26 protein-coding genes are annotated in these 25651 nt (G+C 52.8%); 16 read left to right on the top strand and 10 right to left on the bottom strand.

Annotated features, from left to right (window positions below):
• The first annotated feature begins 10 nt into the window (after positions 1-10).
• Entirely contained in the window at positions 11-1864 is a 1854-nt protein-coding gene (locus WBJ47_RS03240; RefSeq protein ID WP_422245589.1) for a potassium transporter Kup, read from the top strand.
• Here the strand turns inward: WBJ47_RS03240 and WBJ47_RS03235 are convergent.
• From WBJ47_RS03235 to mdoH, 3 genes are read right to left on the bottom strand one after another with little or no spacing between them, the layout of a single operon-like run.
• Positions 1861-2712 (bottom strand): class I SAM-dependent methyltransferase, encoded by an 852-nt coding sequence (locus WBJ47_RS03235; RefSeq protein ID WP_422245541.1) that lies wholly within the window; start codon positions 2710-2712, stop codon positions 1861-1863. The two genes, WBJ47_RS03240 and WBJ47_RS03235, sit on opposite strands and share 4 nt — an antisense overlap.
• Positions 2709-4502 carry a glucan ABC transporter ATP-binding protein/ permease gene (locus WBJ47_RS03230; protein WP_422245542.1) on the bottom strand — a complete coding sequence of 598 codons (1794 nt, stop codon included), beginning with the start codon at positions 4500-4502 and terminating at the stop codon, positions 2709-2711. Before WBJ47_RS03230 ends, WBJ47_RS03235 begins: the two co-directional genes overlap by 4 nt.
• 6 nt (positions 4503-4508) lie before the next feature.
• Positions 4509-6296: a glucans biosynthesis glucosyltransferase MdoH gene (mdoH, locus tag WBJ47_RS03225; protein ID WP_422245544.1), complete on the bottom strand. Its 1788-nt coding sequence runs from the start codon at positions 6294-6296 to the stop codon at positions 4509-4511.
• 92 nt (positions 6297-6388) lie between these two features.
• On the opposite strand from mdoH, the gene WBJ47_RS03220 reads away from it, so the two are divergent.
• From WBJ47_RS03220 to WBJ47_RS03210, 3 genes are read left to right on the top strand one after another with little or no spacing between them, the layout of a single operon-like run.
• Positions 6389-7390, top strand: coding sequence for a zinc-dependent alcohol dehydrogenase (locus tag WBJ47_RS03220; protein ID WP_422245545.1), 1002 nt, complete (start codon positions 6389-6391; stop codon positions 7388-7390).
• 9 nt (positions 7391-7399) lie between these two features.
• Complete coding sequence (locus WBJ47_RS03215) at positions 7400-7801, top strand: 6-pyruvoyl trahydropterin synthase family protein (protein ID WP_422245547.1); 402 nt, start codon at positions 7400-7402, stop codon at positions 7799-7801.
• Positions 7802-7812: 11 nt separating this feature from the next.
• On the top strand, positions 7813-8874 hold the full coding sequence (locus tag WBJ47_RS03210; protein ID WP_422245549.1) for a glycosyltransferase family 4 protein: 1062 nt from the start codon (positions 7813-7815) through the stop codon (positions 8872-8874).
• On the opposite strand, the gene WBJ47_RS03205 is transcribed toward WBJ47_RS03210, so the two are convergent.
• A complete protein-coding gene (locus WBJ47_RS03205; protein ID WP_422245551.1) occupies positions 8853-9584 on the bottom strand; it encodes a RibD family protein in 732 nt (243 codons plus the stop codon). The genes WBJ47_RS03210 and WBJ47_RS03205 overlap by 22 nt on opposite strands.
• A 228-nt stretch (positions 9585-9812) precedes the next feature.
• Here WBJ47_RS03205 and ribA point away from each other — a divergent pair, with 228 nt between their 5' ends.
• Both ribA and WBJ47_RS03195 read left to right on the top strand, forming a co-directional pair.
• Entirely contained in the window at positions 9813-10892 is a 1080-nt protein-coding gene (gene ribA / locus WBJ47_RS03200) for a GTP cyclohydrolase II (protein WP_422245553.1), read from the top strand.
• Positions 10893-10910: 18 nt separating this feature from the next.
• Complete coding sequence (locus tag WBJ47_RS03195) at positions 10911-11480, top strand: hypothetical protein (protein ID WP_422245555.1); 570 nt, start codon at positions 10911-10913, stop codon at positions 11478-11480.
• On the opposite strand, the gene WBJ47_RS03190 is transcribed toward WBJ47_RS03195, so the two are convergent.
• On the bottom strand, positions 11466-12980 hold the full coding sequence (locus WBJ47_RS03190) for an amidase (protein ID WP_422245556.1): 1515 nt from the start codon (positions 12978-12980) through the stop codon (positions 11466-11468). The genes WBJ47_RS03195 and WBJ47_RS03190 overlap by 15 nt on opposite strands.
• A gap of 27 nt (positions 12981-13007) precedes the next feature.
• Positions 13008-13451 (bottom strand): host attachment protein, encoded by a 444-nt coding sequence (locus tag WBJ47_RS03185; protein WP_422245557.1) that lies wholly within the window; start codon positions 13449-13451, stop codon positions 13008-13010.
• A 209-nt stretch (positions 13452-13660) separates the two neighbouring features.
• On the opposite strand from WBJ47_RS03185, the gene WBJ47_RS03180 reads away from it, so the two are divergent.
• Genes WBJ47_RS03180 through WBJ47_RS03160 form a run of 5 tightly spaced genes read left to right on the top strand, consistent with a single transcriptional unit; the run spans position 13661 to position 17578 of the window.
• Positions 13661-15313, top strand: a complete 1653-nt coding sequence (locus WBJ47_RS03180; RefSeq protein WP_422245558.1) for a SulP family inorganic anion transporter — start codon at positions 13661-13663, stop codon at positions 15311-15313.
• Between the two features lie 18 nt (positions 15314-15331).
• Entirely contained in the window at positions 15332-16171 is an 840-nt protein-coding gene (locus WBJ47_RS03175) for a hypothetical protein (protein WP_422245559.1), read from the top strand.
• On the top strand, positions 16168-16713 hold the full coding sequence (locus tag WBJ47_RS03170) for a chromate transporter (protein WP_422245561.1): 546 nt from the start codon (positions 16168-16170) through the stop codon (positions 16711-16713). Before WBJ47_RS03175 ends, WBJ47_RS03170 begins: the two co-directional genes overlap by 4 nt.
• Positions 16710-17243, top strand: coding sequence for a chromate transporter (locus WBJ47_RS03165; RefSeq protein ID WP_422245562.1), 534 nt, complete (start codon positions 16710-16712; stop codon positions 17241-17243). The genes WBJ47_RS03170 and WBJ47_RS03165 overlap by 4 nt, the downstream gene beginning before the upstream one ends.
• Complete coding sequence (locus tag WBJ47_RS03160) at positions 17240-17578, top strand: DUF167 domain-containing protein (RefSeq protein WP_422245564.1); 339 nt, start codon at positions 17240-17242, stop codon at positions 17576-17578. The genes WBJ47_RS03165 and WBJ47_RS03160 overlap by 4 nt, the downstream gene beginning before the upstream one ends.
• On the opposite strand, the gene fabI is transcribed toward WBJ47_RS03160, so the two are convergent.
• From fabI to gloB, 3 genes are read right to left on the bottom strand one after another with little or no spacing between them, the layout of a single operon-like run.
• The gene (gene fabI, locus WBJ47_RS03155) at positions 17530-18315 is read right to left on the bottom strand and encodes an enoyl-ACP reductase FabI (protein ID WP_422245565.1); all 786 of its coding nucleotides are present in this window, start codon (positions 18313-18315) and stop codon (positions 17530-17532) included. The two genes, WBJ47_RS03160 and fabI, sit on opposite strands and share 49 nt — an antisense overlap.
• A gap of 33 nt (positions 18316-18348) precedes the next feature.
• Positions 18349-19776 carry a transglycosylase SLT domain-containing protein gene (locus tag WBJ47_RS03150; RefSeq protein WP_422245566.1) on the bottom strand — a complete coding sequence of 476 codons (1428 nt, stop codon included), beginning with the start codon at positions 19774-19776 and terminating at the stop codon, positions 18349-18351.
• Positions 19777-19781: 5 nt separating this feature from the next.
• Positions 19782-20618: a hydroxyacylglutathione hydrolase gene (gene gloB, locus WBJ47_RS03145; protein WP_424585299.1), complete on the bottom strand. Its 837-nt coding sequence runs from the start codon at positions 20616-20618 to the stop codon at positions 19782-19784.
• Positions 20619-20639: 21 nt separating this feature from the next.
• Between gloB and WBJ47_RS03140 the strand changes: the two genes are divergently transcribed.
• From WBJ47_RS03140 to dnaQ, 3 genes are read left to right on the top strand one after another with little or no spacing between them, the layout of a single operon-like run.
• Entirely contained in the window at positions 20640-21431 is a 792-nt protein-coding gene (locus WBJ47_RS03140; protein ID WP_422245570.1) for a class I SAM-dependent methyltransferase, read from the top strand.
• A gap of 15 nt (positions 21432-21446) precedes the next feature.
• Positions 21447-21905, top strand: coding sequence for a ribonuclease HI (gene rnhA, locus WBJ47_RS03135; protein WP_422245572.1), 459 nt, complete (start codon positions 21447-21449; stop codon positions 21903-21905).
• Positions 21906-21935: 30 nt separating this feature from the next.
• Complete coding sequence (gene dnaQ / locus WBJ47_RS03130) at positions 21936-22652, top strand: DNA polymerase III subunit epsilon (RefSeq protein WP_422245574.1); 717 nt, start codon at positions 21936-21938, stop codon at positions 22650-22652.
• Between the two features lie 22 nt (positions 22653-22674).
• On the opposite strand, the gene WBJ47_RS03125 is transcribed toward dnaQ, so the two are convergent.
• Positions 22675-23823 (bottom strand): mandelate racemase/muconate lactonizing enzyme family protein, encoded by a 1149-nt coding sequence (locus tag WBJ47_RS03125; RefSeq protein WP_422245576.1) that lies wholly within the window; start codon positions 23821-23823, stop codon positions 22675-22677.
• A gap of 90 nt (positions 23824-23913) precedes the next feature.
• Between WBJ47_RS03125 and WBJ47_RS03120 the strand changes: the two genes are divergently transcribed.
• Both WBJ47_RS03120 and WBJ47_RS03115 read left to right on the top strand, forming a co-directional pair.
• A complete protein-coding gene (locus tag WBJ47_RS03120) occupies positions 23914-24375 on the top strand; it encodes a hypothetical protein (RefSeq protein ID WP_422245578.1) in 462 nt (153 codons plus the stop codon).
• Between the two features lie 227 nt (positions 24376-24602).
• The coding region (locus WBJ47_RS03115) for a hypothetical protein (protein ID WP_422245580.1) at positions 24603-25651 on the top strand (1049 nt) is incomplete at its 3' end.

The raw sequence follows: 25651 nt of genomic DNA, 5'->3' as shown, positions 1-25651 counted from the left end.
GCACGGTTCAATGCAAGTGCTGATGCTGGCTGCCATTGGAGTCGTATTTGGGGATATCGGGACCAGTCCTTTATATGCCCTAAAGGAATGTTTTAGCCCGACTCACGGTATTCCATTCTCGACCGAAGCTGTGTTTGGTATTTTGTCTATGTTGTTTTGGGCATTCATGCTTGTGGTCACGCTCAAGTATGTCGTCATCGTGATGCGCGCAGATAACCGAGGCGAAGGTGGAGTGCTGTCTTTAATGGCGCTTGGTCTACGCTCCCTCAAAGGAACAGGTAAACCTCACCTCGCAGTCATGATGATCGGCATGTTTGGTGCGTGTATGTTGGTGGGAGAGTCTGTGATCACTCCCGCCATCTCAGTGTTATCTGCAGTCGAAGGGCTGGAAATTATTGCGCCGGAACTCAAGCGTTTTATTATTCCTCTCACCATCGGTATTTTGATTGCACTTTTTGTCATTCAAAAGCGCGGTACAGCTGCAGTCGGCAAGCTGTTCGGCCCCATCACCTTGCTTTGGTTCATCTCGCTCGCTGCTCTTGGTGTGTTAAATATTTTTAAACATCCAGAAATCTTTGCGGCCATTAATCCACTCTATGCCATCAACTTTATTGTTGAACACACATTCATGGCATTTATTGTGTTGGGTTCGGTCGTGCTGGTCGTGACAGGCGTCGAAGCGCTGTATCTCGATATGGGACATTTCGGTAAAAAACCAGTGCGTTACGCCTGGGTCTTTATTGTGATGCCGAGCTTATTGCTCTGTTATTTTGGTCAGGGTGCTTTGTTAATCTTAAATCCCGAAGCCATCAAGAATCCTTTTTATTTAATGGCACCTAGTTGGGCCTTGGTTCCTCTGGTGATCCTCGCCACGAGTGCGACGGTGATTGCTTCTCAGGCAGTCATTTCTGGTGCGTACTCATTGGCCAATCAAGCAACCTTGCTGGGATTTTTACCCAGAATGAGCATCAACCATACTTCTGCTGCTGAGCGCGGTCAGATTTACATTCCAGTGGTGAACTGGGCATTGTTAGCGATGGTGCTGTTTACGGTGATCCAGTTTCGCGAGTCAAGCAATCTTGCCGCTGCCTACGGTATTTCTGTCACGACTACGATGTTGATTACGACCTTGTTGATGTCCGTCGTGATGGTGCGCGAGTGGAAGCTCAATCCAATCATTGCTGCAATATTTCTCGTTGTATTTCTGGTGATTGATTTTTCGTTTTGGGCGGCAACATTGATGAAGCTCAAAGACGGCGGTTGGTACCCGCTGTTACTAGGCATTGTGTGCTTTACCTGCTTGATGACTTGGTACACGGGTAGACGACTGTTGAGGGAAAAACTGATTGACGGCTCGATTCCGTTACAGGATTTTGTGACAAGCATCTTGTCCTATCCTCCCCACCGCGTGGAGGGGACAGCAGTATTTTTAACCGCTCACGTTGACCACACGCCTGCGACGATGTTGCACAATCTCAAGCACAACAAGGTTTTGCACAAGAGGGTGTTTTTCATCAAGCTGAGTACTTGGGATGTGCCTTTTGTGAACGACAATGAAAGGTTGCAGCTCAAAGAGCTCGGCAAAGACATTTACGTTGTGCGAGCCGTGCATGGTTTTAAAGAGACGCCTGATATCAACTCGGTCTTGGACTTGATCACGCTAAAACACGGGCTAGAGTTTGACGCGATGGACACGTCTTTCTTTTTGGCGCGCGACACCATTGTTCCCAGCAAGTTGCCGGGAATGGCCTTATGGCGTGAAAAGCTATTTTCCTGGATGTATCAGAATGCGGCCAAGCCTTCTGACTTTTTCAAGATCCCACCCAACCGTGTGGTCGAGTTAGGCGCAAAAATCGAAATTTAAAACTGACGGGGTCGTGCATACAAATCGGTATGTCCGATCTCGCACGTGGTCGCCTGACAGCGACTTCGTTGCCAAGCCTCTACGTTTTCTCGCGATACCAAGCCGGTGTCTCGCACAGCACCTGCGCTACCTGTGGCAAGTTGCTCGATCAAAGAGCGATCCTTTGAGTCGAGTTGCCACGGACTTGAGGCGTTGGACACGGCAAAGCCACGCGCGCGCAACAGCTTTTCCATGACGCCTGCAGCAGTCGGTCCTGCCGCTGCGCCAAAACCTTTATCTGTTTGTTGATGCGCATGAAAGGCTTTGAGCATCGCTGCATCGCTTGGCTCAGGTGGTGTCCAATGCTCAATGCCGTTATAGGTCAAAACTGTGTAGAGAGGCGTGGAGAGTAGGCCACAAAAGCGTTCAAGCCACTGCTCGGCGACCAGATCAAAAAAAGCGGCAGCCGTGATGAGATCCGCAGACTCGGCCAGTACAGCTTCAATGTTGCTCGAGAGATCTTCACAACGAAAATGAATCGTGATGTGCTTGTTGTTTTTGATGAGTTTGAGTGAGTCATCGTTGGAGATCACTTGATCTGCCCAAAGGATGCATGCCGCGCGCGCAGCCTCTAATAATGCAGGATCGTAATCGACCAGCGTCCAGTGTTGAGTCTCGGGTAAAAGTGGCGCCAAGGCCCGCAAGTTTGAACCGGAACCAGAACCAAGATCGACAAGCTTGAGCGGCCCTGCACGCATGCGCGCGAGACGTTCAAGGTCGTGTATGACGATTGACTGCAGCGCGATGTCGCGCGCACGGTGATCCGCGGGTTCGCGGAGAGCCAGCCATTGTGCAGAAAATCCAGTCATCGCAGTTCCATCTGTATGTTGGGTTGTAAGGGATGTTCAATCGGTGCGTTGAACTGTTGCTTGACGATTTCGGTAAAACGTCCGCCTTGTGCATAGAGCATGTCGAACGTGCCGACTTCGATCACTTGACCGGCATCCATCACCAAAATCATATCGGCTTGTCTGATGGTGCTGAGTCGGTGTGCGATCACAAGCGTGCTGCGTTGACGCGTCACTTCTTCCATTGCTTTGAGCAAACTCGTTTCCGTTGAGCTGTCCAGCGCGCTGGTCGCTTCGTCCAAGATCAAGATCGGCGGATTTTTCAAGAGGACCCGCGCAATCGATAAGCGTTGACGTTCACCGCCTGAAAGGCTGCGTCCACGTTCGCCAATAATTGTGTCAAACCCTTGGGGTTGTCGGGAAATAAAGTCCAACGCTTGAGCGCGCGCACTGGCTTCGCGCAGATCGGACTCGCTGGCTTCCGGTGAGCCGATGCGTAAGTTTTCAGCGATCGAACGATTAAATAAAAGTGGTTCTTGAAATACTACGCCGATATTGCGGCGCAGGGCGGTCAACTGAAATTCGCGGATATCGCGACCGTCAATGGTAATGGCGCCAGACTGAGGATCAAACGCGCGATACAGCAAACTGAGGGCTGTGGATTTTCCTGCGCCGGAGGTGCCCACTAAGGCGATTGTTTGACCAGGCGCGACTTTGAAACTGAGGTTCTGAACGGCAGGACGTTGGCCATCATAAGAAAAACTCACGTTGTGAAATTCGATAATGCCTTCGCAACGACCGGGATCGATCGCATCAGGCGCATCCTGAATCTCTGGAGCCGTATCGAGCACACCAAAAAACTCTCTCAGGCGCGGGGCATCCATGGCGAGCTTGTTGAAAAAGGCGACGATTTGTTCGAGTCGCCCAATCACCATGCCTGCAAAAGCAATAAACGTCACAATTTCGCCGATCGAGATCAGTGACTTGGTATAGAGCCAAGCGCCTAAAATCACGATGCATAAAATGCTCAATGTCGTGGCAGAGCGCGTGAGTACCGTGACGATCGCCCACCACGACAGCACAGGCAGTTGCGCCCCGAGGACGCGTTGACTGATGTTGCGTAACGCGCTCACTTCAGTCTGTATGCGTGAAAAACTCTGCACTAAAGCGATGTTGCCAAGGGTATCTGAGGCGAGTTCAGCAAGATCAGAGTGATGGCTTTCAACTTGCATCTGAAGTTTTTGTGTTTTGCGCAAAATGTAATTTGTCAGCACACCAAACAAGAGGCATAAGACAATCAGTACGAGCGCGAGTCGCCAGTTAATGTAGAGTGCCAGCGGCACCAGTACGACCAAAGAAACAAATGCCGCGAGGTGTTCACGGAAAAAGCTTAACCATAGCCACCAGAGGGTATCGGTTCCTTGCAGCATGATTTTCATCAAACGGCCGGAGTGCGTACGAGACTGTTGTGCGAGCGGCAGATGCAGCACATGTTCAAAATACTCACCAAATACGGCGTGTCGACGGCGATGCGCGAGTCGATCCGAAAAAAGTGCGACTAGGGTTGAACAGATAATCGTGAACAATCCAAAGCCAGTCCAGAGCAAGAGCAAAGGCCAGACGCCTTCCCATATTGCAGCTGGCTGATTGCTCGGGATGCTTGAAAGCGTATCGATCACACGGCCAAAGAGAACAGGCTCCGCGAATAACGCCATGGCAAGTGCGACGTTGGCCAAGGCCAAGAGCCAACCGAGTCGCCGATCCGAGCCCAGTTTTTCAAGCACGCGCAAATAGAGGCGGAATAATTTCATATTTGCTTAAGGTTGATGTGGTGGTCGAACGGTTTGCAGGATGTTCAAGGCCTTGAGGTCGAGCGCGAGGAGTGCCTCGGGCGGATTAATTTCTTCGGGTAAGGAAAGCAAGCGATTCGCGATCATCCAACGCCCAAGGCCAGGCAGGGAAGTGAGAACTGCCAAGGGAATTGAAAGCAATAGGCCACTAAAAAATATGAGTGCATAGGGCAGCACCGCAGGATGCGTCGCGAGCAACAGTCCCGAAAGCACTAGACCCAGAAGTGTATGTGGCCAAAACTGTCTGACGGCATCTGATAGTGCAATTGTATGGTCGTCGCGTGACTGTGCAGTCCAGCCTGCCTTTTTACCCAAGACAAGACCCACGATAAAAATGGTGTGGTTGAGCCAAGTGATAGGTGTCATCAAAATTGAAAAGAGCATTTCCAGCGTCAGGCTCAGTCCAAAGCGCCAGCCACCACCAAAGCGTGCACGCTCTTCTTTGCGCAACAACACATCCACTGCACCTGCAATTTTAGGCAAGTACCACATCAAGAGTGCAACGATTAGCAGCGTGAGTGACTCTGCGCTTTTCGCGAAATCAGCAGCATTCGGTGTCAGACTTAAAGCAAGCGTGCCAAGGATCAACATTGCTATCCAGGCGGGTGAGCCCAGAAACATAAAAATCGCCAGCGCGAGCTGATAGCGATTCATGAATTTGAGACCGGGTAAGGTGAGCAAATGGATGTATTGCAAATTACCCGCGCACCAACGTAAATCTCGGCCAATGTATTCGGTCAAGGTCGTTGGATTTTCTTCCCAGCTTTCGTCTTCTTGGGGAAACACACGTACCTCAAAGCCTGCACGTCTCATCAGCACCGCTTCGACCTGATCATGGCTCAGAATATGGCGTGTGGTGCCATCGCGGCTGGTGAGGGCGGGGAGTTCGCAGTGCTCGATGAAAGGCGCCAGACGGATCACCGCATTGTGTCCCCAGTAGGGGCCGCAGTCCGCTTGCCACCAGGCCGAGCCCATGGTGAAGGAGCGCATCCCTAAGCGCATGCCGTATTGAAATAAGCGAGTAAAGGCGCTTGTAGAAGGCAGGCCCACGACCAAGCCTTGCAAAATGCCTAAGCGCGGGCTGGCTTGCATCATGCGTACAAGTCGAACGATTGCGCCGCTTGTCATAAAGCTGTCAACGTCCAGCGTCAAAGCGAAGTCATGCTGAGCGCCCCAACGCTGACAAAATTCGGCGATGTTGCCAGCTTTGTAACCGGTATTGTCTGTGCGACATCGGTACGTGATGCCGACACGATTATTCCAGCGTCGTTGCATCGAGTCGAAACAGGCTTGCTCTTGTTCGGCAATCCTGCTGTCGCTAGTGTCACTCAATACATATAGATGAAAGTGTTCGCCGATGCCGGGTACAGCGAGTCCCTTGAGCATGGTTTCAAGGTTGCGTTCGATGCGCTCGGGCGTTTCATTGCGGATGCAGAGCAAAATGGCTGTTGACGTGGTCAAGGGCTCTGTGTCAGTGATGTCCATCTCACGAGGCAAAACAGAGGCCGTGGGCTCGGTCGACAATTGGCAAAGCAACAAGCCAATGACAGCATTCCAAAAGCCCACCACCATCCAGGGTAAGGTGAAACCAAGCAACACCATCAGCGCGACGTAAAGGGTGGTTGGAGTCTCGGGGGAGAGGGCTTCGTGCATCAACCAAAGCATGAACGCTGCGGTACAGACGGCTAGTGCGCAAAAAACGCTGCGACGAGCGGTCAGTGCCCGCGAAGAAGGGTTATTGATGAAGGTATTCAAGGGAAGGCCTCTGACTCACTTATACTCTGCAACATGCGCTATCAGTATAGGGCAGAGAGGTTAGATAACTTTCAAAAACCTAGGATTCATTTGTGTTGAAAGACCAACCCCCATCATCTTTAGCACGGTCTGCTCAGGCGCTTTGGTATGTCGCCCCTGAGCAAGCTGAATGCCGCACTGAGAGCCTTCCGACTTTGATAGAAGGCGATGTGCAGGTGCGTTCGGTTTTCGGTGCGTTGAGTCGCGGCACTGAGTCTCTGGTTTATCGTGGCCAGGTGCCGGAGACTGAATACGACCGTATGCGCGCACCGTTCATGGGCGGAGCCTTTCCTTTTCCCGTGAAGTACGGTTATTCGAACGTTGGACGAGTCGAGCAAGGACCCGCCTCCTTGCTTGGGCAGCTCGTCTACAGCTTGATGCCGCATCAGACCGTCTTTCAGGCCGCCTCAGACGCCGTTATTGTCGTCCCAGAGGGCGTGGAAGCCTCGCGCGCTGTGCTGGGCGCCAATATGGAAACCGCATTGAATGCTGTTTGGGACGCCTCGCCCGGGCCCGGCGACCGTATCGCGATCATCGGGGGTGGGGTGGTGGGATGTCTGGTCGCTTACCTGTGCGGACATCTGCCAGGCGCAGAAGTGACCCTAGTGGATATCAATGCTGAGCGCGCTGCCACTGCGCGTGCACTCGGTGTGCAGTTTGCCTTGCCCCAAGCCGCGCCGCAGGAGTGTGATGTGGTGATTCATTGCAGCGCTAATGCTGCTGGACTGACCACCGCGTTGGGCTGTGCGGGAGAAGAAGCGACTGTATTGGAGCTCAGCTGGTATGGGTCGGGTATGGTCGCAGCCCCTCTTGGCGGTGCCTTTCATAGTCGCCAGATTAGATTGCAATCCAGTCAGGTCGGCCATATTTCCGCCTCGCGCAGACCGCGCTGGACCTATCGTCGTCGCCTGAGTGCTGCCCTGAATATGCTCAAAGATCCACGTCTGGACGTGTTGTTAGCGCCTGCTGTCGATTTTGCAAGTTTGCCTATTCGCTTGCCAGAAATTTTAGGTCGTCAAAGCACCGTGCTTTGTCAGCTGATTCGTTATCCCTAAGGAGTTTTCATGTTTACAGTTGAAGTGCGTGACCACATTATGATTGCCCATTCTTTCCGCGGTGATGTGTTTGGACCTGCTCAAGCTTTGCATGGCGCGACGTTCGTCGTGGATGCAGCCTTTATTTCAAAAGAGTTGGATGCCAACGGCATCGTGGTCGATATTGGACGCGCGCTTGACGTGCTCAAGGCCACCCTCAAACCCTTGAACTACACCAACTTGGACGAACGCCCAGAGTTTAAAGGCGTCAATACGACGACCGAGTTTTTGACCAAGTACATTTTTGATCAGCTCGCTGCTGCGGCGCGTAGCGGCGGTCTGGGTCGTGACGGCAAACAATTGCATGCCATCCGTGTGACGATTTCCGAGTCCCACGTTGCGCGCGCGTGGTACGAAGCAGCCATTCACTGAGCGTGTTGACGATGAAGCGGGTGATCTTTGCTTATCCCGGCGAGCTTGATACGCCGACGGGAGGTTATATCTATGATCGTCGCATCATCGAGGGTTTGCAGACACTCGGCTGGCAGGTCGAGTTGCTGAGTTTGGGGGACGGATTTCCCTATCCTTCTCAGCGCACCTGTGACGAGGCTGCTGAGCGGTTAACGTCAATCGCTCCTGGCACCTTGATCGTGATGGATGGCTTGGCCTTGGGCGTGTTGCCAGAGGCTGTCGCTCAATGCGCCAAACATCATCCTGTGATCGCCCTGATTCACCATCCTCTCGCTTTTGAGGCGGGGATCAGTCCAGAACAGGCTGAGGTGTTTCGCAAGACGGAAACTCAGGCGCTACGTCATGCGAAATATGTGATTACGACTGGACCTGCGACCGCCCGGGATCTTGTGAAGCATTTTGATGTCAAGCCTGACGTCATTGATGTGGTGTGTCCGGGCACTGCCCGCGCGCCCTTGGCGACAGGGAGTGGTTCGGACGCCTTGCATTTGTTATCGGTGGGTTCGGTCACGCCTCGCAAGGGTTTTGACGTGTTGCTCGCAGCATTGCAGCCACTGGCGGATTTGCCTTGGAGCTTGTCGATTGCGGGCGATCTGTCGCGTGACGCCCATGCGCCTGTCCAGCTCAAGCAGGACATCGCACGGTTTGGTTTTGAGAGTCGTGTGCGTCTTTTGGGTGTTGTGGACGACACGCAACTGGACTCGCTTTATCAAACGGCCGATGTGTTTGTGTTGGCTTCATTGTTTGAAGGGTATGGCATGGCGTATGCCGAGGCCTTGGCGCGCGGATTGCCGGTCATTGGCACGACTGGAGGCGCCATACCGGATACGGTTCCCGCAGGTGCAGGCTTGTTAGTGCCCCCCGGCGATGTAGAAAGCTTGACCCAAGCGTTACGCAGTGTGATACAGGATTCAGCGTTGCGTGCAACACTTTCGCAAGGCGCCAAAAAGGCGGCCGCTTTACAGCCAACTTGGAAAGAGTCAGCCAAGCGGTTTGGGGATATTTTGTCCCGTCAGGCGATCTTGACTCGCTGAGGGCTCAGGTCACAGTCAAACAACACCTCGTTGCCAAGCATGTGTGTCTGAACATTTAAACGCAAGGCCTGATCCATATGCTCGATAGCAGGGAGATTCAGGCTGGCACGTCCCGAGCCCATCAGTATCGGAGCAACGATCAAATGCAGACGATCTAGACAGCCGGCCTGTAAAAAGCGCGATATCGTTTCCGCACCGCCTTCGATCAAAATGCGCTTAAGTCCGCGTTGCTGAAGGCTCGCTAAAATGTCCTGAGGTGTGATGCGTCCGTCTGTTGCTGGTAAAGCAATCACTTCAACACCCTCGGGCGCTAAGACCTCAACACCTTCGGTGACGATCCATAGACGCCTCGCGCCATCAGCACTCCATACCCGCGCGTTGGCGCCGAGTTTGCCCTTTGGGTCAATCACGACACGAGCAGGGTGCTTGCCATTCACTAGACGAACGTTTAGGAGCGGATCATCCGCAAGTGCCGTCCCGACGCCTACAACGACCGTATCCAGGAGTGCACGGATTTGGTGCAAATGCATCAACCCGGTTGGACCATTAATGTATTTTGACTGTCCGGTCACTGTCGCGATACGACCATCCATGGTTTGTCCAAGCTGTCCGACCACCATCATGCTGTCGACCGTGGCAGTCCGTATAGGCTCAAAAATCGCTTGTAGCGGTGAGGCTGCCAGGGAACCATTGGCGAAAAATTCCGTCAAAAATCTATCCCAATCATTTTTAGCCTCATGCGACGAAGAGGTCTCTTGGGCGATCGGGTGTTGTTTAGATGAAACCAAAGCTTATGACGCCCCAAAACAGGTTACGGAGTAAGTGTATTCCACTAGGGATTTACCTTAAGTTGTCATAATATTCGCTTGTGTGACTTTTTGCGTAAGCTTTTATTTTTAAAGCTTCTTTTCTCCTCTCACCTTTCTGATTCTTTCATCTTGTCGATTCCAGATCCTCTCATCGCAGTAGACCGTGCCATTTCAGAGTTGCGCCGCGGAGCACTCGTGCGCGTGCACGACGGCGAGACTAGCCTATTGATGCTGGCGGCTGAGGCACTCACCCCTGAGCACCTTGGTTTGCTCATCCGTTCAGGGACAAGCGCGCCTCGACTCGTCATGACAGGAACCCGAGCCAATGTGCTCGGTATTGACAAGACAGATCGTGCGGCTTGTGTGGTGACGCATCCACAAGGGTTGGATTTGGCGACAATTGAATTTTTAGCCAATCCGCTCGCGGCTCTCATGCAACGTCCTCCATTGACCGGACTGGTGTTAAACGATGCCGATGCGTTAGCGCAGGCCTGCGTGACGCTGTCTAAGTTGTCACGCCTGTTGCCCGCGGCATTGATTGTCGAAGGCATTGGCTCTGCTGATATCTCTTCTGTCGAGGCGATACACATTCAGCATTACATGCAAAACGCAGCCAATGCACTGACCCTAGTCAGCCAAGCGCGTGTGCCGCTAGAAAATGCTGAGAATGCGCGCGTGGTGGCGTTTCGTCCACGCGACGGTGGCATTGAACATTTGGCTGTGATGGTGGGAGATGTTGATCCCACAGCGCCAGTGCTCGTGCGCCTGCACTCTGAATGTTTTACCGGCGATCTGATTGGCTCGTTGCGCTGTGATTGTGGCAATCAGCTGCGTGGCGCGATTGCTGAAATGTCCAAGGCCGGCAGCGGCATTTTGCTGTATCTCGCCCAAGAAGGGCGTGGAATCGGATTGGTCAACAAACTGCGTGCCTACCAATTACAAGACAATGGCTTTGATACGGTGGATGCCAACTTGCATCTCGGATTTGATTCGGACGAGCGCAATTATCTGCCGGCCGCGCAAATGCTGCGTCTGTTGGGGGTGAGCCGCGTCAAGCTCATGACCAACAATCCGATCAAAGTCGCAGCGCTCGCACAACACGACATCGAGGTGGTTGAGCGTGTTCCACATATTTATCCGTCGAATCAACACAATGACGGATACCTTCGAACAAAGGCCGCAAAGAGCGGTCACATGTTCGAGTTTTGATTTTTTAGGATGGTTGTCGTGATTAAAAAAGTAGCACTGCGTGTCAGCACATTGCCTGCTAAGGCTAAAGCACTCGCTGGAATATCAGCAGGTCTTGCTGCGCTGATGCTGGCGGGTTGCGCCAACGTTTCCAGCGTTCAACCTGGTACGCCCGTTACCCAAGTGATTAAACAATACGGCAATCCTGATATCAATTGTCCCTCCAGAGACGGAGGGAAACGCATGGTGTGGACCCAGCAACCTGCTGGTGAGACCGCCTATGCGCTGCACGTTAACAAACAAGGCCTGGTGGGTGCACCCCAGCAGATACTGACTGAAAAGAGCTTTAGTATTTTGAGCAATGGCGAGGTCTGGACACGCGAGCGTGTGCATTGTGAGTTTGGTCCGCCCGCCAATATCACGCGCGATGACTGGGGTGATGATCACCAGTGGATCTGGGGTTACCGCTACATGCGCGACGGCGGTGATGCTGAAATCATGTATGTGTATCTCGGCAATGATGGTGCTCGGGTGACCAAGTACCGTTCATTGCCGGATGAAGTCAACAACCCAGATATTGGCGGTGGTATCGCACTATACAGCTGGTGAGGTAGGGTGGTCGGTCACTAATCCCTCATATACAGGCGGATGCGTGACGATTGATTTGAGTTCAGGACGCGCCTCAAGGAGCTGAGTCATATCAGGCTTGGGGCGTTTGAGTTCTGAGTCAAAACTAAATGCCTGCTCCAGTGCATGCGCCGCGGCCATGAGTCGACCATCCTCAAAAAGCTTGCCCGTGATCTGTAAACCAAAGGGCATGCCATGCTCGTCACGACCACAAGGGAGCGCGATTGTTGGATTGGTTGCCAAGGTCACGACATAGGTGAGCGCGAGCCAGTGGTAGTAGTTTCTCATCTTTTGTCCGTCCACCTCAGCCGCATATAGCTGTGTCCAAGGGAAGGCTGTGACAGGCACAACAGGTGACAAAATCAAATCGTACTTTTCTGTTGCTGCTGCAAACTGACGCGCGATACGCGTTTGTTCGAGGTGTGCGCGGGCGCGATCTTCGAGCGTAATCGCTGCAGCTAATTCCATGTTTGCGCAAATGTTTGGACCGAGATTTTCTGGCTTGCTGCGCCACATATCTGCAAACCCCGCGACAAAATTTTCAGCCCGCAATACATCGAACGCGCGATCTGCTTCCGTGCAGCGTAGATCAACCGGCTCGCACACCTGTACAAGAGGCGCAATGGCTGCCAGACGTTTACGAAACAGCTTGCGAGTTTCTTGATCAACGATACAGACACCAAAGTCTTCGGTGTAACCAATGCGCAAGGTTGATAAATCAATGTGACGCATTGGCCAGATCGAGGCAGGGTCAACGGGGTAAGCCAGAGGATCCATCGGGTCTCGGCCAATGCAGCCAGCCATCATAAAGGCCGTATCGGCAACGGTACGACCCATTGGTCCAAGGACCGAGATCACGGACCATCCTAAGGCGCGTGTATCGTTCCCGACCGTACCAGGCGAGGGTCGCATGCCAACCACGCCGCATAACGCAGCAGGAATACGCAAGGAACCACCGGTGTCCGAACCTGTGCAAATCGGCAGCATATCTGTCGCAAGTGCAGCAGCAGAGCCGCCCGAGGACCCGCCTGCATTGAGGGTTGGATTGAACGGGTTGCCTGTGGCGCCCCACACTGCATTGCGCGTATTGGCACCTGCGCCCATATCCGGTGTGTTTGTTTTTGCGGTCACGATCGCACCCGCCTGGCGCAGTCGCGCAACAAGACTGTTGTCGCGCGAGGGGATGTTGCCACGCAAGCCGACGTTGCCGTAAGTCGTCAATAAGCCTGCCGTGTCCTGAAGATCTTTGACGCCGAGCGGCAAGCCATGCAACAGGCCTAGCGGCTCGCCTCGCATCACAGCACTTTCAGCCTGCTTGGCGGTCGCGCGTGCGCGATCGAAATCCGTCGCAGTTACAGCATTGATCGCGGGATTGAATTGCTCGATCCGGGCGATACAGGCCTCCATCAACTCAACCGGGGAAATCTGTCTGGTACCGATCAAACGGCGTAGTTCAAGGGCAGAAAGTTCAGGAAGGTTCATGGCGCCTGCGATCCTTTGGCTAGAGATTTAGTGGATATTCATCAGCGTCTTTTGCAGTTCGTTGATGGCCATGTGAGTATAGTCCTTGCTGATTTCATTGACGACAAGCTTGGCAACACTTGCGGGCAGTTGCTTACGCATCTCGCCGAGCGCATGCGGGGGAGCAATCAATACAAGCTCTTTACACTGGCCATCTTGCACATCATGCGACAAATGCTCAATCATGGCCTTTAAAAACTTGTCCTCGGCCACCTGATGCAAGTCAGTCGATTCCAGTGCGGATTTAGCATGTCCGGAGTTCCCGCTGAGTCGGCCAGGTTGATCGCGTCCGATTTCATGCGTGTGCTCAGTGTGCTGATTGGTGCTGCGCACAAGAACAAGTTTGACTTCGCCGATTTCGCCGACATTTTTGTAGATATTCGCGCGTCCACCGTCTGCCACGACAACCCAGGCTTGTCTGTTGATGATCATCTGTTTGCTCCTTGAGTAGTTGATAACTGCTAATTTATTCTAAGAGTCAGACCCACTATTTGGTGCGTCCTCGCGTTCCTGATGAGCACTTGAGTTGAGATAGATCAAGTGTCGAACACATACCCCTATAATCAACGAGTCATTTAAGTGTTGCTACTGACCATTCGGTCTGCGGCAGCTACACCTACTGATCAATGGCCAACCCACCTATGATTGCTTTAGTAGAAGGATATCGTGCGGGACTCTTTGCCCGTAGCCAGTGGATGCCAAATATTTTGGCCGGGCTGATTGTCGGTATTGTGGCGCTGCCCCTTTCAATGGCCTTTGCCATTGCCTCGGGTGCCCGTCCGGAACAGGGCATTTACACCGCAATTATTGGCGGCGGACTTGTGACCCTTTTGGGTGGCAGCCGCCTCCAGATCTCAGGTCCGACCGGTGCGTTTATCGTCATCCTCGCGGGCATCACAGCCAAGTACGGTATTGCGGGCTTGCAGATTGCCACACTGATGGCCGGTTTGATTTTGCTGGTGATGGGTTTGGCCAAAATGGGTGGACTGATCAAGTTCATTCCAACCCCAGTGATTATTGGTTTCACGACAGGAATCGGAGTCATTATTTTTGTGGGGCAGTGGGCGTACTTCCTGGGTTTACCCAAGCCTGAAGGCGAACACTTTCATGAAAAGGTCTGGTCGCTTTTGCAGTCGCTGCCACAGACACATTGGCCAACTGTGCTGATCGCCTTGCTGAGTCTTGTCGTTGTGCTGTTTGCCAACAAAATTAAACTATTCAAACGCGTTCCAGGTCCCTTGCTTGCAATGGTGATCGCTACGGTAATCCAAGCGGTATTTCAGTTGCCTGGCGTCGCGACCATTGGCTCGATGTTTGGAGGGGTGCCCCAAGGGCTTCCCTCTTTTGCCTGGCCGGATATGAACGTGTCGCAAGTGTTGAGCTTGGTGGGGCCCGCTTTCACTATTGCCATGCTGGGTGCGATCGAGTCTCTACTCTCCGCTGTCGTGGCGGATCGGATGGCAGGAACACATCACAATTCAAACCAAGAGCTGATTGGACAGGGCGTTGCCAATATCGTGACCCCTTTGTTTGGGGGGTTTGCCGCTACAGGTGCGATTGCGCGTACCGCGACCAATATTAGAAATGGCGGTACAGGACCGCTCGCTGGACTTGTGCATGTATTGACGCTAGTGTTGATTTTGTTGGTGTTGGCACCACTCGCCTCCAGTATCCCCCTTGCCGCCCTTGCTGCGATTTTGTTTGTGGTGGCGTGGAATATGAGCGAGTTGCACAACTTTGGACGACTCTTGTTGCGTGCGCCCAATGCGGATCGTGTCGTTTTGGTTGTGACGTTCGTGTTGACCGTTTTTGTTGATTTAGTCGTCGCCGTCAATGTCGGTGTGATGTTGGCGATTTTCCATTTTCTCAGGCGAATGGCGGCTTCAGTGGATACCCACGAAGTCGCAGACCACGCGCTTGAAAAGGAGTTTGCAGGCGAGCAGGGGCTCAAGCGGCCAGACGGTGTCATGATTTATGAAATTGACGGTCCGATGTTTTTTGCGGCGATTGAAAGCTTTGAGCGAGCGCTCAAGCATACGGCCTCCGATCCTGAAACACTGGTGATTCGTCTGCGGCGCGTTCCGTTTATCGATGCGACAGGGCTTCAGTCCATCGAAGAGGTTGTTCTGGATCTGCACCGCCGGGGTGTTCAGGTCTTATTATGCGAAGCAAATACAAAAGTTTTAGAAAAAATGCGAAGATCTGGTCTAGTCAATGAACACTCTATTGCCCAGTACTGCGACAATCTCGAGCAGGCGTTTCATCAAGCGCGCCTTGCAACCGAAGCCACTTAGTTCCTAAAAGAAAATCACATGAAGCCTGTCACGCCACTCGATAAGAAAATCACCAATCGAGAGTTCAAACTGTTACTCAAACCGGATGGTCTGGATCGCTACAGTCGGATCACTCAGCTGAGTCATTGGATTGTTTCTTTCTGTCAGAAAGAAGGCGTTGATTTTTTTCATCTTGATAATGCCAACACCGGACTGCGGAGTGTTTATTTTTACGACACCCCTGGGCAAGATTTCAGGAGAAACAATCTCATTTTGCGTGTGCGTGAGTCGAGACAAAACGTATGGGTCGACGATTGGTGTGAGGTGACATTGAAGTGCCGAGCCAAGTCCCTGCAAGGATCACTCGCCTACGATCCCGCTCCTGACGCTCCCTATAAAACAAAACTGCGTCTCAAAGAGGAAATTTTACGAGGCGAGACGCCCGGTAGCACGCGCATGATTTATTCCAACAACTCGATCATGGACTCTGTCCCTGTCGATCAAATTTTTGAGCGGTCGATGGGAAGTCTTGTGCGGACCTTTCCTGACCTCAGTCGTTTAGAGCTCAAGCCTGATGTCCCTGTTGCTGTGGTGGGCGGAACAGCCAACAAGATTCTTGAGGCTTGTCTGCCACTCGGCAATATCGTGTTTGGCCCTAATGTCAGCGCCCATTGCGATGTGGCGATCTGGATGCGTAGCGTGGGAGAGCCGATTGTGGGTGAGTTGGCGTTTTCCTATCGTGTCAATAAAACCAATCGCGATGACGTCGCAGCCCATCAACTCGCAGACAAATTCTTCAAGAACTTGCAGCTCGCCATCCCAGATTGGTTGATGAAAGGTAGTACCAAGACTGCACTGGTGTACGGGAGTGAAGAATGACACCAACGCTTTGGGTGATTTTCAGAGAGTTCCTCTTGATCGGTGCGGTCAGTTTTGGCGGCGGCATCGTGGCCTATGAGCGAATCCTGTTGGTGGACAAGCGCAAGTGGCTGACAGCCGATGATTTCATGGCGACGCTTGCCATCAGTCAAACCATGCCTGGTTTGAACTCAGTCAATCTCGCACTCCTTGCGGGTGACCGTCTGCGTGGCTTTTTGGGGGCGTGCGCCGCGGCGGCTGGTTTGATGTTGCCGGGTGGCTTGTTTGTGTTGATCGCAGGGGTGGCCTATAGCGAGGGTGCGGATCACCCGATCATGAACATTTTGCTCGCCGGAGTGGCTGCAGGTGCGACGGGTCTGCTGGCCTCCATTACCTACAAAATCGGCGACCAACATTTTCGGCATATGCGTTCATTGTTGATGATTGTGGCGACGTTTGTCTTGATGAGCGTGCTCAAGCTTTCTCTCGTCATCGTATTACTCATCATGGCACCTATCGGTTTGTACCTGTTCCGGCCACGCGCCGAGGAAGTGCGTAAATGAGTGCCCTGATTCAACTTGCCATGACGTTTGGCATGTTGTCCGTGCTCGCGGTGGGAGGCGGCACGGCTGTGCTCCCGGAAATGCAGACAATTCTTGCGCAGCGTTTCGATATCGATCACACGGCATTTGTCCATATTTACAGCTTGGGACAACTTGCACCCGGACCCAACATGATGATGGTGTTGGTCTTTGGTTTTCAAATCGCCGGTTTGTTGGGTGCGGGGGTGGTGTTACTCGCTTTCTTTATCCCGTCGAGTGTGTTGTGTTTGGCGGTGGGTCGACTGTGGAACAAAATCGGTGAACGCCCTTGGCGGCGTGCGGTACAAAGCGCTTTGGAACCGATCGCGATTGGCTTGATGTGCTCAGGCGTGTACGCGGTGGCAAAAGCTGCTTTTGTTGGACCTCTGACAATCGGTTTGGGTGTAGTGGTTTTTGTTGTATTGCTGCGCTCGAAAGTGAATCCTGTTTATCTGATCTTGGGCGCGGGTGCGCTTGGCGCCTTGATGATGCATCTGACAGGAGCGCGATGAGCTGGTTGACGCAGCAGACTGGCGGTGTGGCGTTGCTGTTGCATTGCCAGCCCGGCGCGAAAGTTTCTCGTATCGTGGGTGAGCATGACGGACGCTTAAAGGTCGCTCTCAACGCACCAGCCGTAGAAAATCGTGCCAACGAGGTGCTCGTGGCGTGGCTGGCTGAACATTTGAAGGTGCCGCGTAGACAAGTCCAGCTTGTCTCTGGGCAGACCAGCCGCAAAAAACGCGTACTGGTCGAGGGCGTCACGCTCAATCAAGTGCGTGACGCTTTAGATCTTGCGTCTTACTCTACCAGTCCGGGTACGATATTTGAAAAGCCCGAGTCCACGTGAATGATCTCGCCCGTTACGCCGGCGGACAGCTCTGACAGCAAAAAGGCAGCAACGTTACCGACCTGTTCGATCGTGACATTGCGGCGAAGCGGAGCATTGGCTTCGACAATCTTGAGGATGCTTGAAAAATCCTTAATGCCGCTTGCAGCCAGAGTTTTGATCGGACCTGCTGAAATACCGTTAGAGCGAATGCCTTCGGGACCAAGATTGGCGGCCAAGTAACGCACAGAGGCTTCAAGTGACGCTTTGGCTAGGCCCATGGTGTTGTAGTTGGACATCGCTTTTTCTGCTCCCAGATAGGTCAAGGTCAGCAGTGCGCCATTGCGTCCCTGCATCATGGGGCGAGCAGCCTTGGCGAGCGCGGGAAAGCTATAGGAAGAAATGTCATGGGCGATCCGGAAGGCCTCGCGTGAGAGTCCGTCAAGAAACTCACCTGCGATGGCTTCGCGTGGCGCAAAACCAATCGAGTGCACCAGACCATCGAGTCCGTCCCAATGTTTGGCCAGTTCTGTAAACGTGGCTTCAATCTGACCGTCATCGCCCACATCACAGGGGAGGACGATTTTGCTGCCAAACTCAGCGGCGTACTCGGTCACGCGCTCTTGAAAGCGTTCGCCGACAAACGTAAAGGCAAGCTCTGCGCCTTGTTCATGACAAGCTTTTGCGATGCCATAGGCGATCGAGCGGTTGGAGATCACGCCAGTAATCAGAATACGTTTGCCGGAAAGAAAGCCCATGGACCAATCCTAGAAATAAAAGTAAAAGAAAAATTAATTGCTGCTAACAGTACTTGGAATGCGCAATTTAGCACCTGCTCGCAGAGTATCCGATTTTAAGTTGTTCAGTGAACGAATGGAGGAAATGGATGCCCCGTATTGCTGCGCGATGCTGCTAAGCGTCTCCCCTGAGCGCACCGTGTGCAAGCGGACTGTCGAGCGCGCCGTAGCTGGCGCGCTGGTGGCGGGGCCACGCCCCGGACTTGCGACAGGCGGGCGAGCTGCCACTCGCGCATTGGTTGTTTGCGGCGGGCTACCTCTGCCAGCTTGCGCCAATGAAGTCTTGTCGGCGGGGTTCAGACGGATACCCTCGCCACTTGGTCCAGGGATGATCAAGGTTTCCGCGCTCGTCAAACGGACGTTTGTGGGAATGCGGTTGGCTTGTCGCAATCGAGCTTCGGGAACCCCAAACTTGCTCGCGATCGCCGTAATGCTTTCACCCTCGTCTGCATCGTAAGTTTTCCACGAGGTGAGGTCGCCCCGGTATTGGGCGATATTCTTGTTGTAAATGGCGACGCGGTCGCGCGGCAAGATAATGGCGTGGTTTTCCTTGACGGAGATCACTGGCTGATTAAAGGAGGGGTTCAGTGCTTGGAAATCCTCCAAGGGCATTTCTGCAAATTTTGCAGCCAGCACGTAGTCGATGTTGACGGTTTTCTTGATGGAAACAAAGTAAGGCGAATTGTCGACGTTCGGCAGGACAACTGAGTATTTCTTTGGGTCGGCAACAATATTTTTAATCGCCTGAAGTTTAGGCAGGTAGTTCTGTGTTTCTGCAGGCATATTGAGCGACAAGTAGTCGGTTGGTTTGCCTGACGCAGCATTCTTTTTGACGGCTCTCTGAACAGCGCCTTCTCCCCAGTTGTAAGAGGCAAGCGCCAGATACCAGTCCCCTTGAAACTCAAACAAATACTCTAAGTAATCCAGCGCGGCATTGGTCGAGGCGATCGGGTCACGTCGCTGGTCGTGCCACCAGTCTTGTTTGAGTTTGAACTGTGTGCCGGTGCTGGGAATAAATTGCCACAAGCCTGAAGCGTTGGCGTGAGAATAGGCGATCGGGTTGAAAGCACTCTCTACAAACGGCAGAAGTGCCAGTTCGGTAGGCAAACCTCGGCGATTGATTTCCTCGACGATGTAATACAGGTATTTGCCCGCTCGATTGGCCATGCGGTTCATCGACTCAGGATGTCGGGCGTAGTAGGCCGTCCATTTGTCGACGAGCGGTGTGTTGAGGTTGGGTATGGCAAAGCCGCGCCGAATACGCTCCCATGCGTCTGGCGCAGGAATGGTGAGGTCGATGGTTTGGGACGTATCCTGAGCACCATCTCGACCGTCTGAGCCAGACATGCCGGCGCAACCTGCCAAAATCAGCACTGCCACCAAGGCGAGAATACGTGTCACGAGAGTTTGAATATTAGGCATCAACATCAACGAAAATTGTTTTTCCACTCTCTGAGCGCGGCAAAGACTTCGACCGGGTTGTTGAGGGTGCGCTCAGCCCATTGGGCCGCGGCGTGAGCCACAGCAGGCTGTCGAGCGCGTAAAAACGGATTGCAGGATAACTCTTGCCCGATTGAGCTAGGCAAAGTCGGTTGACCCTCGGCGCGCTGCTGTTCAGCACGTGCTTGCCAGCTCTGGAGGGTCTGATTGTCGGGCTCGACGGCGCGAGCCCAACGCATATTAGAGAGGGTGTATTCGTGCGCGCAGTAAACAGCCGTCGCAGCGGGCAGGGCGGCGAGCTTGGCCAGCGACTCGTCCATCTGGGCAGGTGTGCCCTCAAACAAACGGCCACAGCCTGCGGCAAACAGTGTGTCGCCACAGAACAAGACAGGCAGGCCTGCGATTTCACCTGCAAAAGCAATATGACCCGCGGTATGTCCTGGCACCTCAAGGACGGAGAGGGACAGCTGTAAGTCCTGATCGGTGATTTGATCGCCTTGAATCAAGGCGATGTCACAGATCGGCAAGACCTCGCCAGCAGGACCGTATACCTTGGCGCCAGTTTGGGCGACAAGCTCAGCAACACCGCCGACATGGTCTTGATGGTGATGGGTGAGTAAAATGGCGACGAGCGATAATTTTCGCTCAGCGAGTGCATGTTGAACGGGCGCAGCCTGACCGGGGTCCACCACCATGGCATGGGTGCCGTTCGTGATGAGCCAGATGTAGTTATCGCTAAACGCGTGGAGGGGAATAATCCCTGTCGTTTGTACAAGCGTATGACTGTCTCGAGCGGAGCTAGGCAGGTTTGAATCAGCAGGCATTTATATTTTTTCAGGAACAGCGTGTCAACACAACAATCCGCCATTGTAAGTCTGAGTGCGTGGTTAAACACCGATCCGGGTCAATATGTCCGAAATTGGGAACATGCGCGCTTTGATGCCATGGTCGATAACGTCTTCGGTTATCGGGCACTTCAGGTGGGTTTGCCGGAGCTGGATCTGCTGCGCGCCAACAGAATGCCCTTTAAAGCTTTCGTCGGACCGGATTTGCCGGTGTCTGCACCTGTCAATGACTGGGCCGGCATGGTTCAGGCTGAGCCGGAGTTTCTGCCTTTTGACAGCGAAAGCATGGACTTAGTGGTTTTACCGCACACGTTAGAGACAGCTGACAATCCCCATCAAGTCCTGCGTGAGGTCGATCGGATCCTTGTTCCTGAGGGGCGAGTCGTCATTGCGGGCTTCAATCCCTGGAGTTTGTGGGGGGTGCGCCAGCGTGCGCCGCTTCTCAAGCCTTGGTTGCCTGCAGAGGTTGGGCAGCAAGTTTCCCTGTCACGGCTCAAGGATTGGTTGAAATTGCTGTCATTTGAGATCGAACTTGGTCACTTCGGCTGTTATGTTCCGCCATCTTACACAAAAAAGTGGCTAGATCGTACGGCGTTCTTTGAGGCGGCGGGCGATCGTTGGTGGCCGTCTTGCGGCGCAGTCTACGTCGTTTCAGCCGTCAAACGCGTCCACGGTATGACCTTACTCAAGCCCAACTGGAAAACCAAGTCCCTCAAGCAAGGTGCAAGACGCGCCGCAGGCGTGGCCATGCGACACAATTCAACCCCCACAAAAAAATCAATCACGAAGTGAACAACGAAGCAAACGATGCAAACTGAAGAAAACGTAGAGATTTGGACCGACGGCGCCTGCAAAGGCAATCCTGGCTTAGGCGGTTGGGGGGCATTACTCAAGTTTGGACAGGTCGAGAAAACCCTCCACGGGGGAGAGCCCTTGACCACAAACAATCGCATGGAAATGATGGCTGTGATTGAGGCGCTGCGCGCACTCAAGCGCCCCTGCGCGGTGACACTTCATGTCGACTCTCAGTACGTCATGAAAGGCATGACTGAGTGGATTCACGGGTGGAAACTACGCGGCTGGAAAACCGCCGATAAAAAACCCGTTAAAAATGCCGATCTCTGGCAGTTGATGTCAGATGAGGTCGCCAAACACGAGATCCGCTGGCACTGGGTCAAAGGCCATGCCGGCGATCCGGGCAATGAACGCGCCGACCTGCTCGCCAATCGCGGCGTCGAAGAAGCCCGCGCTAAAATGAAAAACTAAACTCACACCTTTTTGACGGCGACTGCACCCATGCGTTGGATCATTCTTGACACAGAAACGACCGGACTCGATCCTGCTCAGGGGCATCGCATCGTCGAGATCGGTGCTGTTGAGGTACTCAATCGTGGCGTAACAGGCAATCATTACCATACTTACCTCAATCCAGATCGTGACAGCGATCCGGGCGCGTTAGGTGTGCACGGACTGACAACGGATTTCCTGTCCGATAAGCCTCGCTTTAAAGAACAGGCTGACGAATTTTTAAAATTTATCGAAGGCGCCGAGCTGATTATTCACAACGCGCCTTTTGATTTGAAATTTTTGAACGCTGAGCTTGCGAAAGTTGGACGTGAGCCGGTCACTGAGTTTTGCAGCGGCGTGACCGACTCACTCGTTCACGCCAAAACACTGCATCCCGGCAAACGCAACTCGCTTGATGCCTTGTGCGAACGTTATGGCGTGTCCAACGCGCATCGCGCGCTTCATGGCGCGTTGCTTGACTCGCGCTTACTTGCCGAGGTCTGGCTCGCCATGACGCGTGGTCAAGATAGCTTGATGATCGATACCTACGACGAGCCAGAGACAGAGAGCGCCGAGGCCCGGGGTCATCAACAGGATGCACTTGGGCTGCCCGTGATATTGCCAAGCGCCGAAGACCTGCTCGCGCACGAGCAATATCTCGCGACGCTCGATAAGTCGGTCAAGGGCAGTTGCTTGTGGCGACAGTTTGAGCCTGGGAAGGTTTAAAGCGCTTGCCTACAACGCTTGTTTAAAACTTCACCACGTAGCCAGGTCCGTCGATCAGTGGATACTTTTTAAAGATCGATTCGTCCACCTCGATCCCGATGCCCGGTTTGTCTAGGGGCTCGACACAGCCGTCCGCCCCGATTTCAAAACTGACACCAAACATATCCCTCAGCGGGTTGTAGTGCGACACGCAGGCTTCAAAGTACTGTGTGTTTTCAATTGCAGCTGCAAAATGAATCGTCGCGGCATGATTTAAGCCCGTCGCCGAGCTATGCGTATTCATGGGAATCCGATGGGCCGATGCCATGGCCGCAATCGCAAGCCCCTCAGTGATACCGCCACACTTAGACAAATCTGGCTGCCACACCCTGATGTCACCAGCCTCCAGTAGTTGGGCAAACTCAAAACGACTGTAGTGATTTTCACCGGCTGCGATGGGAACGAGCGAGGTGATTTTGGCGGCTTCACGATACGAAGCAAAGTCACTGCACGCAAACGGCTCCTCGAGCCAGCCTGCCTGAATCTCGGCCAAAACGGGCAGTACGCGCCGCACATCTGCAATCGTATAGGCCGTATTCGCATCCGTCAGGATATCAATGTCATCGCCCAAGACCTTGCGGACATGCAAGACACGTTCGATATCGCGCGCCGCTGTGTCACCCAAACGCAGCTTGATCGCCTTGTAGCCGCGCGCGACATATTCCTGTGCCTCCTCAGCTAGCGATTCCTTGGGCTGATAGCCCATAGAAATACCGCCCGCGTAAGCCGGCAGGCGTCGCTTGCTCCCACCCAGCAATTCATACAAAGGCATGTTGGCCGCTTTGCCGCGGATGTCCCACAGCGCCATGTCGATTCCGGCCAAGCCGAGTGAGGCCCCCGAGCCCACCCCATGGCTCGACAGCTGCATACGATGGACGCGTTTCCAGACACCGACACAATCCTTTGCCTGCATGCCGATCAGCATGGGGGCGAGTGTGTTGTGAATCAAACTGACCACTGCGCCAGGACTGCGCCCAGGGTGCGCCTCACCATAGCCCGTAATGCCCTCAGAGGTTTCTACTTTCACAATGATTGCATCGCGCTTGGTCGTCGCGCCGATGCCCATGACTACGGTCTTGCCCTGGTCTAAGCGAAACGAAAGCGGAAAGGCAGTGATAGCAGTGATCTTCAACAGTGTCCCCGGTTTGTAAATGTCTGTAATAGTCTAGCGCAACCTATTGAGTTTGCCGTGTTTAGAGTTCAGAGTAGAGGCTATAGAAAATTGAATCAAAGCATTAATGAAAAGGGAAGTGTGATGGGTATTTTGCATAGGCATAGTCAGTACGCGACGAAAGCGGACTTTAAAGTTTTGAGTCACGAAGTCAAAACGCACATTAATCATCTCGAGGAAAAAACGAATCGTCTTGAAATGAAGACGGATCGGTTGGAGGAAGCAACCGTTCATCTAAATGCCAGGACTGGTCGTCTAGAAGAAAAGGTCGATCATCTGGATCAAAAACTCACCCAGTTCGAAGCCCGAATGTCATCGGAATTGTCAGATATAAAGTCAACGATGAATACCAACATGGACCAATGTAAGGCTGAATTTTCAAGATTACGCGCGGATATTGCAGTGTTGACCAATTCTCATAAGTACGTCCTTTGGATTGGAGGCGGACTGGCCACTATGTGCATGGGGGTCTTTGGTTTATGCATTTCCATCCTCTTACCCTCTTTAACGTAATCGACATGATCGTTTTTGTATTTACCAGCAGATGCTCTCAATACCTGTCAATCGAATAAGTAAGTGTGGGTTTTTTCTTTATGAGCAGTCTATGACAGCTAAGATGAAAACTATTAATAACGATTTGAGATTATTTAATAGAATGTCTATCTAACATTCAAGCAAAGCACCTTCACCCGTACTTTAGTAAAGATTTACTTTTTTGACTTAACTATACGGGTGCTTTGATGAGTATTGTCCAACTACGTCGCTGGCGCGTAGTAATCGGTTTTGCGACATTGGCCTTGCTTCATTTGTCGGCTGTGGGTGCGTGTCTATCGCCCGACCCATATGCTGTGAGCTCCACTACCACCCTTAATTTATTGCAGCCGACTGAATGTAGCCTCGGAAGTATTACGGTCGGAGCAGGGATCACTCTTTCAGATGTTGGTAATCCGAATGCCACCATTCAAAATGATGGCACGATCACAACCATTACTAACAGTGGCACTATTTCTGGAAGTAATGGTGTCATCTACAACAGCGAGTCCTCTAGTGTCATCACGACAATCATTAATACAGGAACGCTTTCCTCAACGAACTTTGCGATAGCGAATAGCGGCACGATTCAGCTTCTGAACAACTCAGGCACGATCCGTGGTCGGCTCAATATTTTGAATCAATCGGGAACCATCACTACACTCACCAATACAGGCAATATCGTCACAACGCAGGTTGGAATTATCAATCAATCTGGCTTTCCTCCTTTCATGCCTCACAGCGTGATCGGTACGCTCAATAATTTGCAAGGCGCGAGTGGTACTGCTTTAACTTATCAGGGGAGGCTACCCGATCGCTACAACATCATCATTAATAGCCCGAGTGACTTCGGCAGGTTAAGCGTCTTGAGCCCTTCAGGTACAACGATTTTTGGTATTTATGCGGGCTCCACTGTTGCCAATGGTACCTACAGCTCTGTTTTATCTGGTTTGACGCTTAGTCATCTGAGTGTGACCTCTGGAACATATGGTGCGGGTACTTGGTCTCTAATGAATAGCTCGGGAAGTATCTGGGATCTTGTTTTATCTGGATTGACTATTCCACCTTCTGATCCTCCACCTTCTGATCCCCCATACTCGGATCCTCCACCTACTAATATTAGCGCTGGTAATACCGTTGCCTTGAGTTCAGTTGGCACGACAGCCAATCCTGTGTTGAGTGGTGGCACCCTGACCACCTTAAATGGAGAGGCATCAAGTTTGGCCTTCTCTGTTCCAGTGTCGAGCACGATTATGGC

It is taken from the genome of Zwartia sp. (assembly GCF_049655405.1).
Lineage (GTDB): Bacteria > Pseudomonadota > Gammaproteobacteria > Burkholderiales > Burkholderiaceae_B > Zwartia.
This window is presented reverse-complemented; position numbering and strand designations above follow the sequence as displayed.